Origin of the sequence: Citrobacter sp. Cpo071 (genome assembly GCF_030332765.1) — a bacterium.
Lineage (GTDB): Bacteria > Pseudomonadota > Gammaproteobacteria > Enterobacterales > Enterobacteriaceae > Citrobacter > Citrobacter portucalensis.
Genome location: NZ_JAOWHE010000085.1, coordinates 580,207 through 596,543, shown reverse-complemented (window position 1 = coordinate 596,543; position 16,337 = coordinate 580,207). Strand labels below are relative to the sequence as shown.

The window sequence follows — 16,337 nt, the reverse complement described above, 5'->3', positions numbered from 1 at the left end:
TGCTCGCAGGTATGAAAGGCCTGCGAGTATAACAGAGCTGAATACGCAGCGTCAGGCCGGAAGGCGGAATCTGGCCACGGCCTGCATAAGCTGGTTAGATTCATGGTGAAGCTGTAAGGAAGAATCAGATGCAGCATTCACCAGATCACTGGTTTGTCGGGCTTCGCCGTTCAGGACATGGAGCTGACGGGTTAACTGGTGAATACTGTTCCCCTGATTTAACGTTGCAGTCGAAATGTCGTTCAGTAACGCGCCGAGGTTTTCCACCAGTGCGATAACCTGCTGCAAATTCTTATCCAGTCCGTTAACCGCGTGAAAGCCCTCTTCAATGCCCTGTAACGAGTGTTTAATCAGTGTCTGAATGTTTTGCGTAGACTGACCGCTTTTTCGCGCCAGCAGCCCAACTTCTTTCGCAACCACGGCAAACCCGCGCCCTTGCTCCCCGGCATGTGCTGCCTCGATTGCGGCGTTGAGAGCCAGGATATTTGTCTGAAATGCAATGTTGTCGATAAGCGTTGTAATCCCTCGCATTTCAGACGAGCGAGTCACAATCGCCTGCATTGACGCATTTACCGTCGCCATCATTCGGTCTCCACCTGCCGCAATATCACGCGCCTGCACTGCGCGTTGATTCGCCAGTTCAGCAAAGCCACTGTTATCCTCAACATGCGTTTCCAGAACCGAAATATGCGATGTCACAGTGCTCAACTCTTCACTTTGTTTTGCCGACTGCTGGTATAGCTGTTTATTGTTCTGCGCAAGTTCGTTGATATTTCCTACCATTGCGGTGGTGGCATCATTCACCTGCCGCACCAGCGCGCAGAGCCCCAGCTGCATTGCAGCAATACGCGAACTTAATTGCGTCACTTCCCGATTAAACTGACTCACCTGCGGGGCTGGCCGAGAAAGATCACCCGCCGCTAAAATATCGATATGATCGATCAGCCGTCGCAGCGGCATAATCACCCAACGGAACATACTACGCCAGACCAGAAAGGCGATAACCACCAGCACAAGAGGAATAAACAAAAATAGATTCTGTAAACGCTCAAGACTGGTCAACAGCTGCTGACGCCCAGCTTCCGCATGTCGCCCACTGTCCTGCTGAAAGCGCGCGTAATTAGCGTTAAAGTCTGTCTGAAAGGCCTGCACGGGTACGGCAAAAAACGCATCAATGGAACCTGACTGCATCAGCCCATCCGCCTGCTCCTGAATACCGCTATAAAAACGCTGATAGCTCTCCGTTAGATCCGGGTCCGACTGCGGCTTCATATCCCGCCAGGCATCCCATGCACTTTTTGACTGCGCCAGCGCCCGATACGCCTCTTCCATTAACGGACGCCAACTCCCGTCCGAACCGGTGGCGGCATCCTGCATAAAATAAATTCCCGCACGGTTAAGTAAATCGCTGGCAGATAATAACGCCACCCGCGCTTCATCGACCTTTGCCTGCTGCAAAAGCGCGAGTTGATTACGCCCTTCATTATGCTGTGCGTCGCTGACTGAGGCCGAGAGCATCAAGGAGGACACGACCTGCAAAACAGAGAACAGCGCAATAATGCAAAAAATGCCGGTTAACAGACCGAACTGACGGGGTATTAGACGATGGAAAATTTGCGTTATGTTCATATTACTCTTCTGTATCAAAGCGTTAGCCGCGAGTGTACGGAGAGTAAATGACAGAAAAATTGCAGAAATAAGACAGGTGCCCCCAGCGGAGGCACCCACACCATCAAAGGCGGTTTTTCCAGACGGTCTGCACGTTACAAAACTCATGCAGGCCAAAGTGAGAAAGTTCGCGGCCAAAGCCACTTTTCTTCACACCACCAAACGCAACGCGGGCATCGCTGGCGCTGTAACCATTGATAAATACGCCACCACACTCCAGGCGTGACGCCATCTTCTGCGCCAGCGCTTCATCCGCAGTAAAGACCGTGGCGGATAAGCCGAAATCACTGTCATTCGCCAGCGCTAAGGCATGTTCAGCATTCTTCGCCACGGTAATTGCCGCAACTGGACCAAACAGCTCCTGGCGGAACGCCGTCATCTCTGGAGTGACATCGCCCAGTACCGTCACGGCATAGTAATTGCCCTGACCCGCAATTTTTTCCCCGCCGAGAAGTAACCGTGCCCCTTCGGCAAGGGTGGCTTCTACCTGCTGGTGCAGCTCATCACGCAGATCAAATCGCGCCATCGGCCCCAGATCGTTTTCTTCGTTCAGCGGATCACCCATTTTGAGCGCGCTCGCAGCGGTCACAAAGCGTGAAGTAAACTCTGCCGCAATCCCTTCTTCGATAATAAAGCGCTTGGCTGCCGCACAAACCTGCCCGGTGTTCTGATAACGCCCAGCGACTGCCGCCTTAACGGCCAGATCGAGGTCAGCATCATTGAGGACAATAAACGGATCGGAGCCGCCCAGTTCAAGCACACATTTTTTCAGCGCGGCCCCAGCCTGAGCGCCAATCGCCGCACCGGCACGTACACTGCCTGTCACCGTTACCGCCGTAATACGCGGGTCATTGATCATCTGACTGACCCCGGCGTTATCGGCATTCACCCAACCGTAAACCCCCGCGGGTACACCCGCATCAGCGAAAACCTGCGCAATAATTGCAGCACAGCCGGTTACGTTAGGCGCATGCTTTAACAGGTAACCATTTCCGGCAAACAGAATCGGGACGGCACCTCGCATTACCTGCCAGAGCGGGAAGTTCCACGGCATGATCGCCAGAATGGTTCCTACCGGACGATATTCAATCACCGCCTGATTATTCTCCACCAGCGTAGGTTCCGGATTGAGCATCGCCGGTCCATGCTCGGCGTACCAGTCACACAATGCAGCTGACTTGGCGACTTCAGCACACGCCTGCTTAATGGGTTTACCCATTTCACGTGAGATACACTGCGCCATCTCTTCCGCACGATGGCGCAGAGATTGCCCGATCTGGCGCAGCGTTTGCGCACGGTGCTCAACGGAAGTATGTTTCCATTCGCTATAGCCATTCGCGGCAAGGTTCAGCGCATGATCAATCTCTTCCGCGCTGGCCCACGGCGTCGCCGCCAGCCTTTCACCGCTGGCAGGGTCAATGGAAATCGCATGTGTTGCTGCTGTGATAGTCATAAGTGCCTCTCTTTATCGCAGGGTATGGTTATATCATGAGCATATTTACTCTTTCTGAAAAATGAATAATATTAACCATACCATTCACGAATAGAGAAGATTATGGATCTGACGCAGCTGGAAATGTTCAATGCCGTCGCGGAGACTGGCAGTATTACGCAGGCCGCCGCGAAGGTGCATCGCGTGCCATCCAATCTCACCACCCGTATACGTCAGCTTGAAGCCGACCTGGGCGTTGATCTGTTTATTCGTGAAAACCAGCGCCTGCGGCTTTCCCCATCCGGGCACAACTTTTTGCGCTACAGCCAGCGGATCCTGGCACTGGTTGAGGAAGCCAGGATGGTCGTCGCCGGGGATGAGCCACAAGGACTCTTCTCTCTCGGCTCGCTTGAAAGTACAGCAGCAGTTCGCATCCCCGCTACGCTGGCTGAATATAATCAGCGTTACCCCAAAATTCAGTTCGCGCTGGCGACAGGTCCTTCAGGCACAATGCTGGACGGCGTACTCGACGGTACATTGAACGCGGCCTTTGTCGATGGCCCAATTACCCATCCGGGACTTGAAGGAATGCCGGTCTACCGTGAAGAGATGATGATCGTGACGCCGCACGGCCATCCCCCCATTCAGCGGGCCAGCGACGTCAACGGTTGCAGTATTTACGCCTTTCGCGCCAACTGTTCCTATCGCCGCCATTTTGAAAGCTGGTTTCATGCCGATCGCGCCATGCCCGGCACCATTCATGAAATGGAGTCATATCATGGCATGCTGGCCTGCGTCATTGCCGGCGCGGGTATCGCACTGATCCCGCGATCGATGCTGGAGAGCATGCCAGGGCATCATCAGGTCAACGCCTGGCCGCTAAGCGAGAACTGGCGCTGGCTGAATACATGGCTGGTCTGGCGCAGAGGTGCAATGACACGTCAACTGGAAGCGTTTATTGAGGTGTTGAACCCTCAGTTATCACACGACCCGGAGTAACTGGCGATCCTCAAAGAACATGAATACCTGTAAATCCGGGTGAAGTCATACGCCCGGAATTTCATTATTATTGAAATACTTAAAAATACGAGGAATGTTCGGCAGCACATTGTAGCGCCCTGCCAATGAAATGAGATCCACATCACAAAATGATTGTATTTTCGCCAGCAAACGTTTTAAGATCGTGGCCTTACCTTTTCGCAGCTAATCCTCTTATTTGATATGACAACAGACACTGTTTCCCGCAAGGTCGCGTGGCTACGGGTAGTTACGCTTGCCATTGCCGGTTTTATTTTCAATACCACCGAGTTTGTCCCTGTCGGCTTGCTGTCCGACATCGCACAAAGCTTCAATATGCAGACCGCTCAGGTCGGGATCATGCTGACGATCTACGCCTGGGTTGTCGCCCTGATGTCGCTCCCTTTTATGTTACTTACCAGTCAGGTGGAGCGCCGAAAACTGCTGATCTGTCTGTTTGTTGTGTTTATCGCCAGCCATGTGCTCTCTTTCCTGGCATGGAATTTTACCGTGCTGGTAATTAGCCGTATTGGTATTGCTTTTGCGCACGCTATTTTCTGGTCGATTACCGCATCGCTGGCGATCCGCCTGGCCCCTGCCGGTAAACGTGCACAGGCTCTCAGCCTGATTGCCACCGGCACCGCGCTGGCGATGGTGCTTGGCCTGCCAATCGGACGTATCGTCGGTCAGTATTTTGGCTGGCGCACAACCTTCTTCGCCATCGGTATGGGGGCGTTAGTTACCTTGCTTTGCCTGATAAAGCTCCTGCCCAAACTACCCAGTGAGCACTCCGGCTCTTTAAAAAGCCTGCCGGTGTTATTCCATCGTCCGGCATTGATGAGTCTGTATCTACTGACGGTGATTGTGGTCACCGCACATTACACGGCCTACAGCTATATCGAGCCGTTTGTGCAGACCGTCGCGGGTCTGAGCGCAAACTTTGCTACCGTGCTGTTGCTGGTTCTGGGTGGCGCGGGAATTGTCGGTAGCGTCATTTTCGGTAAGCTGGGGAATCTGCATGCGTCAGTGCTGATTAGCAGTGCCATTGCCCTGTTGACGGTATGCCTGGTGCTGTTACTTCCCGCTGCTGACAGCGAAATGCACCTTGCTGTCCTGAGTATTTTCTGGGGCGTCGCCATCATGCTGATAGGTCTGGGTATGCAGGTGAAAGTGCTGGCGCTTGCTCCGGATGCGACTGACGTCGCAATGGCACTGTTCTCAGGTATCTTTAACATCGGTATTGGCGCTGGTGCGCTGGTAGGCAATCAGGTGAGTTTGCACTGGTCGATGTCTACGATTGGTTACGTCGGCGCAGTGCCTGCCGTTGCCGCGTTGATATGGTCGGTGATTATCTTTCGTAAATGGCCGGTATCGTTGGAAGAACAGCCTCAGCATTCGTGAAAAATGTGCCCGGTAGACATTAACGATTACCGGGCACAGCGTTCTAAGCGTAGGTTTTAATAATTTCCAGCACGCCGTTAATAATAAACTGCACGCCCATACACACCAGTAAGAAGCCCATCAAACGAGAAATCGCTTCGATACCACCTTTGCCGACGAGGCGCATGATCCCCCCGGAACTGCGCAAACAGCCCCACAGGATAATCCCAACAACCGCAAAAATAATCGGCGGTGCAACCATGATCACCCAGTCCGGAAATTCGGAACCATGACGCACGGTTGACGCGGAACTGATGATCATCGCAATCGTTCCCGGACCGGCAGTGCTTGGCATAGCCAGCGGTACAAAGGCGATATTGGCAGTCGGCTCGTCTTCCAGCTCTTCTGACTTGCTTCTCGCTTCCGGAGAATCATGCGCCTTCTGCTGCGGAAACAGCATCCGGAAGCCGATAAACGCAACGATTAACCCACCCGCAATACGTAGTCCGGGAATCGAAATCCCGAAGGTATTCATCACAAGTTGCCCGGCATAGTACGCCACCATCATGATGGCAAACACGTAAACGGACGCCATGAGTGACTGACGGTTACGCTCTGCGCTGTTCATATTGCCGGCAAGGCCAAGGAACAACGCTACGGTGGTTAACGGGTTTGCCAACGGTAACAGGACTACCAGCCCAAGTCCTATCGCTTTAAACAAGTCCATCATAATGTCATCTTTCCTGTGCGTTAATCGTCAACGGCAAGTATACGGTGAAATCCGCGAGATAAGCCATTTTCGCGATGTAAGGATTCATTTTTCATCAGCACGTATAAACCATAATTATCAAACCGTTAAAATTCCACTCGCCAGGTATTAAGTCTGATGATTTAGCAAAACGTGGCATTTGCCGATCCATTCGTTTGACTTATATTTGCCTAAGCAATAATATCAGCCGTGACTAACTACTTGCCAGGGCAATCATTGTGAAAAACACCAGTGATCTGTTTAACGAAATCATCCCACTGGGTCGTTTGATCTATATGGTTAATCAGAAAAAAGATCGTTTGTTAAACGACTATCTGTCACCGCTGGATATCACGGCATCGCAGTTCAAGGTGCTCTGCTCCATCCGTTGCGCGGTGTGCATCACCCCTGTCGAATTGAAAAAAGTGCTGTCTGTCGACCTTGGCGCCCTGACGCGGATGCTGGACAGACTGGCCTGTAAAGGCTGGATCGAAAGGCTTCCGAATCCACATGACAAGCGTGGCGTGCTGGTGAAACTCACTGAGCATGGCGCAGCAATTTGCGAGCAGTGTCATCAATTAGTAGGGCAAGACCTGCACCAGGAACTAACAAAAAACTTAACGGCGGATGAAGTAGCCACACTTGAGCACTTGCTTAAGAGAATCCTGCCGTAAACAGAAAGAGGTATGACGATGTCCAGACGCAATACTGACACAATCACTATTCATAGCATTTTGGACTGGATCGAAAATAACCTTGAATCGCCGCTCTCGCTGGAAAAAGTGTCTGAGCGTTCAGGTTACTCCAAATGGCACCTGCAACGGATGTTTAAAAAAGAAACCGGTCATTCACTGGGTCAATACATTCGCAGCCGTAAAATGACTGAAATAGCGCAAAAATTAAAAGAGAGTAACGAGCCCATTCTTTATCTGGCAGAGCGTTACGGTTTTGAGTCTCAGCAGACGCTGACCCGGACATTCAAAAACTATTTTGATGTTCCGCCGCATAAGTACCGTATGACGAATATGCACGGCGAATCACGCTATTTGCTTCCACTCAATCAATGTAATTGCTAATCGCCAGTTAACGACGTAACCGAGGAAATCATGAAACTTCTGTCTTATGCAATGCTGGCCCTGATGTTTATTATTTCGGGCCAGAGCATGGCGGAACAGACCGCGCAACCTGCCACCCAGAACAGTCGCGACGCGATGATTATGCCCCCTGCGCACGATCAGTCCCCGTTCGATTTTAATCATATGGGTGCAGGCAGCGACAAGTCCGACGAATTAGGTGTGCCTTATTACAATATGCGCAACCTGTAATTATATTGCCCCGCCACTGCGGTAATGCCTGTCAGTTAGCGCCTCAGTTTCAGTAAGCATCAACCTGTGCTGGCGGAGGTATATAACATGCTATCTCGGAGAAAGAGTTCCGTTCACCTCATGTGCATTGCTTCTCTAAAACACTGACTCCTGTGAACGTGTAAAGGGCGTTCTCCGCCACGCCCTTTACAATCCCGGCTCCCGGCAGGAAAATTGTTGCTGCGCAATACCCTCCGCTTATTCCTCCAGGCTACCGGGCCGGGCGCGAGGAAGCGTCCTTGCAAAGCGCGCCCTGAGCCAGCATCCATGCTGGCTCTCCCGGCCTTACGGAAACACGTCGGCAATTTTCAGCCGGACCAGTCCACACCTCACCACCTACGCTTTTATTTGAATATCTCTGAACAGCAATACGGATATAACTGGAAGTCAGTGCGTTGAAGCGATGACCCCGGTCCGGCTGAAAATCGATGAGTGTTGACGGCTGACCGGGTCTGTCCGCAGGGATGCGGACAGAGGGGACGGCCCGCAGGGACGCAGGCTCGGCCCCGACCCGACAGGCAGACGACATAAGACGAATAACTCGCGCAGCGACGATTTTCCCGCCGGGAGCCTGGGATGCAAGGGAGACGGCGGTGAGTCTCCCTTGCACGTTCACGGGTATCTACGCTTCAGAGAAATGACACCGCTGAGGTGAACGGAACCATGAGCAATAATCACATGTTCACCATACATGCTTAACTGACGAGCATTACTCCACTGCGGGGCTTTTTTAGCCCCTCACCGACGCAACCTTACGCAACCGAAAGCCAAACACATTGATATACAACCCTGCCATAATCAGTAGCGCACCGAGCAGTTGCAATCCGGTCAGCGTTTCATCCAGCAGCACGGCGGCGCTTGCCAGTCCAACGACCGGCACCAACAGCGACAACGGCGCGACACGCCAGGTTTCATAGCGTCCGAGTAACGAACCCCAGATACCGTAACCCACAATGGTCGCCACAAACGCCAGATAAACCAGTGAAAGAATGGTGGTCATATCTATCTCCACCAGACTGTGGATCATTTGCGTTGGACCATCGAGAATTAATGAAGCAAGGAAGAACGGAGCAATAGGGATTAACGCGCTCCATACCACCAACGACATAACGGCTGGGCGCGAGGTATGCTGCATGATTTTTTTGTTAAAGATATTGCCGCAGGCCCAGCTTAGCGCCGCCGCTAGCGTCAGCATAAAACCGAGCATGCCAACATGCTGACCGTTCAGACTGGCCTCAATCAGTACCAGCACGCCAAATACCGCCAGCGCAATCCCTACCAATTGTTTACCCTGCAGGCGCTCACCGAAAGCAAATGCGCCCAGAACAATGGTAAAAAACGCCTGAGCCTGCAATACCAGAGAAGCTAACCCTGCAGGCATACCGAATTTGATAGCGCTAAAGAGAAATGCGAACTGCCCAAAACTGATGGTCAGGCCATAGCCGAGCAACAGCGAAAGTGGGATTTTCGGCCTGGCAACAAAGAGTATTGCCGGAAACGCAACCAGTAAAAAACGTAATCCCGCCAACATTAGCGGTGGCATATTGTGCAGACCCACTTTAATAACGACAAAGTTCAGTCCCCAAACCACGACAACCAGTAACGCTAACAACCCGTCTTTACGCGACATACCACCGCCCCTGCAAATATTAAATTTTTGTAAACAAGTTAAAGTAACGGAAATCGTTGTGCCGTAACAGATCATTATTTCAGGTAGGCCACGCAAGGCATTTTCGGACAACTTATTGAGTGTACATCACAGTTTTGACATGCTATTTGTTTCTTATATCTAAAAAAAACATAACAACATGCATTGTCGGGCAGGCAAATGAATATCTCCTTGAGAAGGTCCACTCTCGCGTTACTCGCGTCATCTTTGTTATTAACAATTGGCCGTGGCGCCACTCTGCCATTTATGACGATTTACCTCAGTCGGCAGTATCATCTGAGCGTTGACCTGATCGGCTATGCGATGACGGTCGCGCTGACCATTGGCGTGGTGTTCAGCCTTGGCTTTGGTATTCTGGCCGACAAGTTCGATAAAAAACGCTATATGCTGCTGGCAATTTGTGGCTTTGCTTCCGGCTTTATTGCAATCCCACTGGTGCATAACGTGGTGGTAGTGGTTTTGCTTTTTGCCCTGATCAACTGTGCCTACTCCGTCTTCGCCACGGTGCTGAAGGCCTGGTTTGCCGATAATCTGTCTGCCACCAACAAGACTAAAATTTTCTCGCTCAACTATACCGTGCTGAATATTGGCTGGACCGTTGGCCCACCGCTGGGCACGCTGCTAGTGATGCAAAGCATTAACCTGCCTTTCTGGCTGGCTGCCGCCTGTTCAGCATTACCACTGGTGTTTATCCAGACCTGGGTAAAACGTTCGACTGCACCATCAGAAGGTTTAAACGCCGCGGTATGGTCCCCTTCGGTACTCCTGCGCGACCGGGCATTATTTTGGTTTACGTTATCGGCCTTTCTGGCATCGTTTGTTGGCGGTGCTTTTGCGTCCTGTATTTCGCAATACGTTATGGTGGTCGCCGATGGCGATTTTGCCGAGAAAGTGGTAGCAGTCGTCTTGCCCGTTAACGCCGCCATCGTAGTATCACTGCAATACGCACTTGGCCGCAGGCTCACCGCCACGAATATCCGCCCGTTGATGACAGTGGGTACAGTCTTCTTTGTCGTTGGCCTGGTCGGTTTCGCTTTCTCCGGCAACAGTCTGTTGTTATGGGGAATTTCTGCTGCCTTTTTCACTATCGGCGAAGTCATTTACGCGCCGGGTGAATACATGCTTATCGACAACATCGCGCCAGCAGGCATGAAAGCCAGCTATTTTTCCGCCCAGTCGTTGGGCTGGCTTGGCGCAGCGGTTAACCCATTAGTCAGCGGCGTCATTTTAACCACATTGCCGCCATGGTCGCTGTTTGTCGCGCTGATAGTGGCGATCGTTCTTGCCTGGGCGCTCATGATAAAAGGCATGCGCGCCAAGCCCTGGGGGCAGACGGTGGTCTGCTGATGAGTATAGCGACAGAGCCGAAGCCGCTCTGTCGCATACCTCAGATTGCAACCAGTCCCCGAACGCCCTCGGCCTCCATATTTTTACCATCGCCGCTTTGAATAATGCTGCCCCGCGACATGAGCAGGTATTTGTCGGCCAGCTGCTGCGCAAAATCGTAGAATTGCTCCACCAGCAATATAGCCATATCCCCCCGGTGCGCCAGTTGAGAAATCACCTGACCAATCTCTTTAATCACCGACGGCTGGATCCCTTCCGTTGGCTCATCAAGAATCAACAACTGTGGGCGACTTGCCAGCGCTCGTCCAATGGCCAGTTGCTGCTGTTGCCCGCCGGACAAATCTCCGCCACGCCGATGCTTCATCTCCTGTAAAACCGGAAAGAGCGCATAAATATCATCAGGCACATACCGGGCCTCCGGTGCTGAAAAACGGGAAAGACCGAGCAGCAGATTCTCTTCGACCGTCAAACGCGGAAAAATATCACGCCCCTGTGGGACATACGCCACACCGGCCCTGACCCGCTGATGCGGCTTCCAGTGAGTGACATTTTTATCCTGCCAGAGCACGCTTCCGCTACGGGCCGGAATAAGCCCCATCAGACACTTTAGTAGTGTTGTTTTCCCCACGCCGTTACGCCCCAGCAGGCATGTCACCTCACCGATACGCGCTTCAAAGCTCACCCCGCGCAGAATATGGCTGCCACCATAATATTGATTCAGTTCTTTCACCTGCAGCATGTAAACTCCTTAACGCCCGAGATAAACTTCAATAACCTGCTCGTTGGCCTGCACATCGCGAAGACTCCCCTGAGCGAGGACACGTCCCTGATGTAATACTGTGACGCGATCGGCAATGGTTTCAACAAATCCCATATCGTGCTCAACAACCATCAGAGAGTGCTTACCGGCAAGCTGGCGAAACAGCTCCGCCGTGTATTCCGTTTCCGCATCCGTCATCCCCGCCGCGGGTTCATCCAGTAGCAGTAAATGCGGCTCCTGCACCAGCAGCATGCCAATTTCGAGAAACTGTTTTTGCCCATGCGAAAGCAGACCGGCGCGGCGGACCCGCTCATTACCCAGCCGCAACAGCGCCAATACTTCATCAATACGATCCCGTTGTTCGCCTGAGAGTCGTGCCCGTAGAGCCCCCCAGACAGATTTATCATTTTTCAGCGCCAGCTCCAGGTTCTCTTCCACCGTTAATGCTTCAAATACCGTGGGCTTTTGAAATTTCCGTCCAATCCCCTGACGCGCGATGGCAATGGGATCCAGCGTTGTTAAATCGGTCGACTGATCGTATATCGCACGACCACTTTGCGGTCTGGTTTTACCAGTTATGACATCCATTAACGTCGTCTTCCCGGCGCCGTTGGGGCCAATAATACAGCGCAGCTCCCCGACGCCAATATTGAGCGAGAGATCCGTTAACGCCTGGAATCCGTCGAAATTAACGTTAATTTTTTCCAGTTGGAGTACCGGGTCCGTTTGTTCGCGAAACCGATCGCCCGGCATCTGGCGAGTAAAAAGTCCTTCATCCGGCTGCATTATTTGTCTCCTTTGCGAAACAGGCCAATCACACCACGGGGTAAAAAAAGCGTAACGCCAATAAAGATCAGGCCAAGAAACAGCTGCCAGTATTCCGGCATAATGACGGTAAACAGGCTTTTAGCACCGTTCACCAGTACAGCGCCAAATACCGGGCCGATCAGGGTTCCACGTCCGCCGAGAGCAACCCAAATCGCCGCTTCAATCGAGTTGGTCGGCGACATTTCGCTGGGGTTGATAATCCCTACCTGCGGGACATAAAGCGCCCCGGCCAGGCCGCACAGCACAGCGGAAAGCGTCCACACCAGTAGCTTGAAACCTTTCGGATCGTAACCACAGAACATCAAACGGTTCTCGGCGTCGCGCACGGCGGTCAGAATACGACCAAACTTACTGCGGGCCAGCGCAAGTCCCAGCCATATTGCCAGCACCAGCAGCATAACCGTCGCCAGAAACAGCGCGATCCTGGTGGACGTCGCGGTCACCGGAAACCCCAGAATGGTGGTAAAACCGGTAAAACCGTTATTTCCACCAAAGCCGGTTTCATTGCGGAAAAACAGCAGCATTCCGGCGAAAGTCAGGGCCTGGGTCATGATGGAGAAATAGACACCTTTGATTTTTGAACGGAAGGCAAACCAACCAAATACCAGCGCCAGCAGGCCCGGCACCAGAACAACCAGCAGCATCGCCCAGAGAAAATGTTGCGTCCCCCACCAAAACCAGGGCAGCTCGCTCCACGACAGGAACGACATAAAGGCCGGTAATCCTTCGCCGGAAGCCTGGCGCATCAGGTACATTCCCATCGCATAGCCCCCCAGCGCGAAGAAGATACCGTGTCCCAGCGAGAGCATTCCGGCATAGCCCCACACCAGATCCAGCGCAACGGCCACAATGGCATAGCAGAGAATCTTCCCGGCCAGCGTCAACGTCCACACCGATATGGCCAGCGGATGCTCCGCAGGTAACAGCGCAAGAAACGGCAGAATAATCAACGTCAGCAGTAAGCCCAGACCCAGCACGCGTGTTGTACGCGGCGCTTTACGCGCCAGCGTTATTGTCATTGGCATCGTCATCAGTCAATAACCCTCCCTTTCAGCGCGAACAGTCCCTGAGGTCGTTTCTGAATAAACAGAATGATCAACACCAGGATCATGATTTTGCCGAGAACCGCTCCCACCTGAGGCTCCAGAATTTTATTGAAGATCCCCAGCCCAAATGCCGCAGCCACGCTCCCGGCAAGCTGTCCAACGCCGCCCAGTACCACCACCAAAAACGAATCGATAATGTAGCTTTGCCCCAGCTCCGGCCCTACGTTACCTAGTTGCGAGAGCGCCACGCCTCCCAGTCCGGCAATTCCTGAACCAAGGCCAAAGGCCAGCATATCGACTCGTCCGGTAGGTACGCCGCAGCAGGCCGCCATATTGCGATTTTGCGTCACGGCACGCACGCGCAGCCCGAGGCGCGTTTTATTCAACAGCAGCCAGGTGAAGAACAGCACCAGCATGGCAAAGCCAAGCACCACAATTCGGTTCCACGGCAATATCAGATTGGCATAAACCTGAATGCCGCCGGAAAGCCATGCGGGATTGGCGACTTCCAGGTTTTGCGCACCGAAAGTCATACGCACCAACTGGATGAGCATCAGGCTGATACCCCAGGTCGCCAGTAGCGTTTCAAGCGGACGGCCATATAAATGGCGTATCACCCCACGCTCGAGCAGCATTCCCACCGCCGCAGTCAGCAAAAAGGCGACCGGAAGTGCAATAACCGGATACCAGGCTAACCCGTGCGGGAAAAACTGCCCCATCAACTGTTGCACCATCCAGGTACAGTACGCCCCGAGCATCAACATCTCGCCATGCGCCATATTGATGACGCCGAGTAATCCATAGGTTATCGCCAGACCCAATGCCGCAAGCAGCAAAATAGAACCCAGTGACAGTCCCATGAAAGCCTGCCCAAGAAGATCCCCAACCTTCATGCGATGCGAGATGGAATTCAGACTTTCGTCAGCGGCAGCACGCACTCGGGCATCGGGTTCATGTTCAGCCCTGGTGAATGGCTGCAGGCGCGCCTGAGTTTCAGGATCATTTGACGCCCCTAATAGTTCGATTGCCTGAAGCCTGACCTCCGGCGAGGTGCTGCTCAGTTGCAGATTTGCCAGTGCAATAGCGAGTGCGGATTTCACATCACCATCTGACTCCTGAGCCAGTCGTTGCTGTAAAAACGGCAGCATGCCCGGCTGCGCCTCACGCTGTAATGTACGAGCTGCCTTTAGCCTTACCGTGACACTGTCACTTAAAAGCTGATGGACAGCCAACGCTCCGGCTACCAGATTACGCAGGCGGTTAGTCAGGCGAATTTTTTTTAGCTCGCCGTTTGGGGCTGTCGCTGTTCCTAACGGCTGTACGTGCGAGCCGTTCATGATAAAGGCATTTTTCGTGTTATCGGTTAGCAGGTTCTCATCTCGCAGTGCGCTGAGCAGCGGGATGCGCTGAACGTCAGGATTCACCGCCCATAGTTCAAGCAAGGCGCCCTGCTGAGCACGGTTGGCGGCGGTAAAGGTATCAGCATCTGCGGCCTGGGCTATCCACGGCAAAAACCACATCAGCAACAACACACCACGAATAAAGCGCATAGCTTTCATGAGCGTTCTCCAAAGCATTACCCTCCCGCAGGAGGGCGTTAGATCAGTTGCTGGCGGTTTTCACAGGCTGTTCAGATTTTTTATCATTACCAGCGATGTACGGACTCCACGGCTGGGCGCGGACCGGCTCGTCGGTTTGCCACACCACGTTAAACTGGCCGTAGCCTTCAATCTCGCCAATCATGACGGGTTTATGCAGGTGATGGTTGGTCGCATCCATGGTCAGGGTAAAACCTGATGGCGCAGCGAAGGATTGCCCCGCCATAGCAGCACGAACTTTATCCACATCGGTAGTTCCGGCTTTTTCTACCGCCTGCGCCCACATATGCAGGCCAACATATGTGGCTTCCATTGGGTCGTTCGTCACCACCGAATCAGCATTCGGTAATTTGTGCGCTTTGGCATACGCCCGGTAATCAGCGACAAACTTTTTGTTGGCCGCATTATCGACGGACTCAAAGTAGTTCCAGGCGGCAAGGTTGCCCACCAGCGGTTTGGTATCAATACCGCGTAGCTCCTCCTCACCCACGGAAAAAGCCACCACCGGCACATCGGTGGCTTTCAGCCCCTGATTCGCTAATTCTTTATAGAACGGTACGTTAGAATCCCCATTGATGGTTGATACCACCGCCGTTTTTCCCCCTGCGGCGAATTTTTTAATACTGGCGACAATGGTCTGGTAATCGCTGTGTCCGAATGGGGTGTACACCTCTTCGATGTCTTTATCGGCGACCCCTTTTGAGTGCAAAAAGGCGCGTAAAATTTTGTTGGTCGTGCGTGGATAAACATAATCCGTGCCCAGCAGGAAGAAGCGTTTCGCGCTACCGCCGTCCTCACTCATCAGATACTCAACCGCAGGGATCGCCTGCTGATTGGGGGCTGCGCCGGTATAGAAGACGTTAGGCGACATCTCCTCTCCTTCATATTGCACCGGGTAAAACAGCAGACCGTTTAACTCTTCAAATACCGGTAGAACCGATTTACGCGAAACCGATGTCCAGCAGCCGAAAACTGCCGCCACCTTGTCCTGACTCAGCAGTTGTCTTGCTTTTTCAGCAAATAACGGCCAGTTCGAGGCCGGGTCAACCACCACCGGTTCCAGCTTTTTACCCAACACACCGCCCTGAGCATTTATTTCATCGATGGTCATCAACGCCACATCTTTTAGCGGCGTTTCGGATATGGCCATCGTGCCGGATAACGAATGCATGATGCCAACCTTAATGGTGTCGGCTGCCTGAACGCTAAAACTCACGCCCATTGCGACAACAGAGGCAGAAAGTGCAAAAGCTTTTAAAAATGTACGACGCTGCATAGTTTCACTCCTGAAATTAGACTTGCTGAAAGCTCCGGTGCAGCCGGGCAGACAAAACGGTGCAAATTAAGGGTGTTCAGAAGTGATAAGGCAAAAACGATGCCAGATATTAAAACCTCATATAAAATCAATAAATTAGCATCTCACGCACATAAATCAGTATTACATTTTCCCGCCAAAAGGATTAATCAAACGAAAAATTGA

15 protein-coding genes are annotated in these 16,337 nt (G+C 52.6%); 6 read left to right on the top strand and 9 right to left on the bottom strand.

The features are described from left to right. Positions 1-51: 51 nt before the first annotated feature. Both OGY09_RS20040 and sad read right to left on the bottom strand, forming a co-directional pair. Positions 52-1,629: a methyl-accepting chemotaxis protein gene (locus OGY09_RS20040; protein WP_032943425.1), complete on the bottom strand. Its 1,578-nt coding sequence runs from the start codon at positions 1,627-1,629 to the stop codon at positions 52-54. Between the two features lie 103 nt (positions 1,630-1,732). After that, complete coding sequence (gene sad, locus OGY09_RS20035) at positions 1,733-3,121, bottom strand: succinate-semialdehyde dehydrogenase (RefSeq protein WP_286590874.1); 1,389 nt, start codon at positions 3,119-3,121, stop codon at positions 1,733-1,735. A gap of 102 nt (positions 3,122-3,223) precedes the next feature. On the opposite strand from sad, the gene ptrR reads away from it, so the two are divergent. Both ptrR and OGY09_RS20025 read left to right on the top strand, forming a co-directional pair. Then, positions 3,224-4,099 (top strand): putrescine utilization regulator PtrR, encoded by an 876-nt coding sequence (ptrR, locus tag OGY09_RS20030; protein ID WP_008784750.1) that lies wholly within the window; start codon positions 3,224-3,226, stop codon positions 4,097-4,099. Between the two features lie 222 nt (positions 4,100-4,321). Further along, positions 4,322-5,518 (top strand): sugar transporter, encoded by a 1,197-nt coding sequence (locus OGY09_RS20025; RefSeq protein WP_032943422.1) that lies wholly within the window; start codon positions 4,322-4,324, stop codon positions 5,516-5,518. 43 nt (positions 5,519-5,561) lie between these two features. Here the strand turns inward: OGY09_RS20025 and OGY09_RS20020 are convergent, their stop codons facing one another. Next, complete coding sequence (locus OGY09_RS20020) at positions 5,562-6,227, bottom strand: MarC family NAAT transporter (RefSeq protein ID WP_003832936.1); 666 nt, start codon at positions 6,225-6,227, stop codon at positions 5,562-5,564. A gap of 257 nt (positions 6,228-6,484) precedes the next feature. Here OGY09_RS20020 and marR point away from each other — a divergent pair, with 257 nt between their 5' ends. From marR to marB, 3 genes are read left to right on the top strand one after another with little or no spacing between them, the layout of a single operon-like run. Further along, positions 6,485-6,919, top strand: a complete 435-nt coding sequence (gene marR / locus OGY09_RS20015) for a multiple antibiotic resistance transcriptional regulator MarR (RefSeq protein WP_003832935.1) — start codon at positions 6,485-6,487, stop codon at positions 6,917-6,919. A gap of 18 nt (positions 6,920-6,937) precedes the next feature. Continuing rightward, positions 6,938-7,321, top strand: coding sequence for an MDR efflux pump AcrAB transcriptional activator MarA (gene marA, locus OGY09_RS20010; RefSeq protein ID WP_003032424.1), 384 nt, complete (start codon positions 6,938-6,940; stop codon positions 7,319-7,321). Positions 7,322-7,351: 30 nt separating this feature from the next. Further along, positions 7,352-7,570 carry a multiple antibiotic resistance protein MarB gene (gene marB, locus OGY09_RS20005; protein WP_032943420.1) on the top strand — a complete coding sequence of 73 codons (219 nt, stop codon included), beginning with the start codon at positions 7,352-7,354 and terminating at the stop codon, positions 7,568-7,570. 769 nt (positions 7,571-8,339) lie between these two features. On the opposite strand, the gene eamA is transcribed toward marB, so the two are convergent. Then, positions 8,340-9,239 (bottom strand): O-acetylserine/cysteine exporter, encoded by a 900-nt coding sequence (eamA, locus tag OGY09_RS20000; protein WP_032943417.1) that lies wholly within the window; start codon positions 9,237-9,239, stop codon positions 8,340-8,342. Between the two features lie 198 nt (positions 9,240-9,437). Between eamA and ydeE the strand changes: the two genes are divergently transcribed. Then, positions 9,438-10,625: an efflux MFS transporter YdeE gene (gene ydeE, locus OGY09_RS19995; protein ID WP_032943415.1), complete on the top strand. Its 1,188-nt coding sequence runs from the start codon at positions 9,438-9,440 to the stop codon at positions 10,623-10,625. A 40-nt stretch (positions 10,626-10,665) separates the two neighbouring features. Here ydeE and urtE read toward each other — a convergent pair whose 3' ends face one another. Genes urtE through urtA form a run of 5 tightly spaced genes read right to left on the bottom strand, consistent with a single transcriptional unit; the run spans position 10,666 to position 16,133 of the window. After that, a complete protein-coding gene (gene urtE / locus OGY09_RS19990; protein ID WP_032943410.1) occupies positions 10,666-11,364 on the bottom strand; it encodes an urea ABC transporter ATP-binding subunit UrtE in 699 nt (232 codons plus the stop codon). 9 nt (positions 11,365-11,373) lie between these two features. Continuing rightward, the gene (gene urtD, locus OGY09_RS19985; RefSeq protein ID WP_032943409.1) at positions 11,374-12,171 is read right to left on the bottom strand and encodes an urea ABC transporter ATP-binding protein UrtD; all 798 of its coding nucleotides are present in this window, start codon (positions 12,169-12,171) and stop codon (positions 11,374-11,376) included. Then, positions 12,171-13,244, bottom strand: coding sequence for an urea ABC transporter permease subunit UrtC (urtC, locus tag OGY09_RS19980; protein WP_032943407.1), 1,074 nt, complete (start codon positions 13,242-13,244; stop codon positions 12,171-12,173). Before urtC ends, urtD begins: the two co-directional genes overlap by 1 nt. Beyond that, the gene (urtB, locus tag OGY09_RS19975) at positions 13,244-14,818 is read right to left on the bottom strand and encodes an urea ABC transporter permease subunit UrtB (protein ID WP_150388286.1); all 1,575 of its coding nucleotides are present in this window, start codon (positions 14,816-14,818) and stop codon (positions 13,244-13,246) included. The genes urtC and urtB overlap by 1 nt, the downstream gene beginning before the upstream one ends. A gap of 43 nt (positions 14,819-14,861) precedes the next feature. Further along, on the bottom strand, positions 14,862-16,133 hold the full coding sequence (gene urtA / locus OGY09_RS19970) for an urea ABC transporter substrate-binding protein (protein WP_032943405.1): 1,272 nt from the start codon (positions 16,131-16,133) through the stop codon (positions 14,862-14,864). Positions 16,134-16,337: the final 204 nt, after the last annotated feature.

Bases quoted from the DNA above. Each gene is read 5' to 3' on its own strand.
- OGY09_RS20040 (WP_032943425.1), bottom strand. From the start codon at position 1,629: ATGAACATAACGCAAATTTTCCATCGTCTAATACCCCGTCAGTTCGGT.
- sad (WP_286590874.1), bottom strand. From the start codon at position 3,121: ATGACTATCACAGCAGCAACACATGCGATTTCCATTGACCCTGCCAGC.
- ptrR (WP_008784750.1), top strand. From the start codon at position 3,224: ATGGATCTGACGCAGCTGGAAATGTTCAATGCCGTCGCGGAGACTGGC.
- OGY09_RS20025 (WP_032943422.1), top strand. From the start codon at position 4,322: ATGACAACAGACACTGTTTCCCGCAAGGTCGCGTGGCTACGGGTAGTT.
- OGY09_RS20020 (WP_003832936.1), bottom strand. From the start codon at position 6,227: ATGATGGACTTGTTTAAAGCGATAGGACTTGGGCTGGTAGTCCTGTTA.
- marA (WP_003032424.1), top strand. From the start codon at position 6,938: ATGTCCAGACGCAATACTGACACAATCACTATTCATAGCATTTTGGAC.
- marB (WP_032943420.1), top strand. From the start codon at position 7,352: ATGAAACTTCTGTCTTATGCAATGCTGGCCCTGATGTTTATTATTTCG.
- eamA (WP_032943417.1), bottom strand. From the start codon at position 9,239: ATGTCGCGTAAAGACGGGTTGTTAGCGTTACTGGTTGTCGTGGTTTGG.
- ydeE (WP_032943415.1), top strand. From the start codon at position 9,438: ATGAATATCTCCTTGAGAAGGTCCACTCTCGCGTTACTCGCGTCATCT.
- urtE (WP_032943410.1), bottom strand. From the start codon at position 11,364: ATGCTGCAGGTGAAAGAACTGAATCAATATTATGGTGGCAGCCATATT.
- urtD (WP_032943409.1), bottom strand. From the start codon at position 12,171: ATGCAGCCGGATGAAGGACTTTTTACTCGCCAGATGCCGGGCGATCGG.
- urtC (WP_032943407.1), bottom strand. From the start codon at position 13,244: ATGACGATGCCAATGACAATAACGCTGGCGCGTAAAGCGCCGCGTACA.
- urtB (WP_150388286.1), bottom strand. From the start codon at position 14,818: ATGAAAGCTATGCGCTTTATTCGTGGTGTGTTGTTGCTGATGTGGTTT.
- urtA (WP_032943405.1), bottom strand. From the start codon at position 16,133: ATGCAGCGTCGTACATTTTTAAAAGCTTTTGCACTTTCTGCCTCTGTT.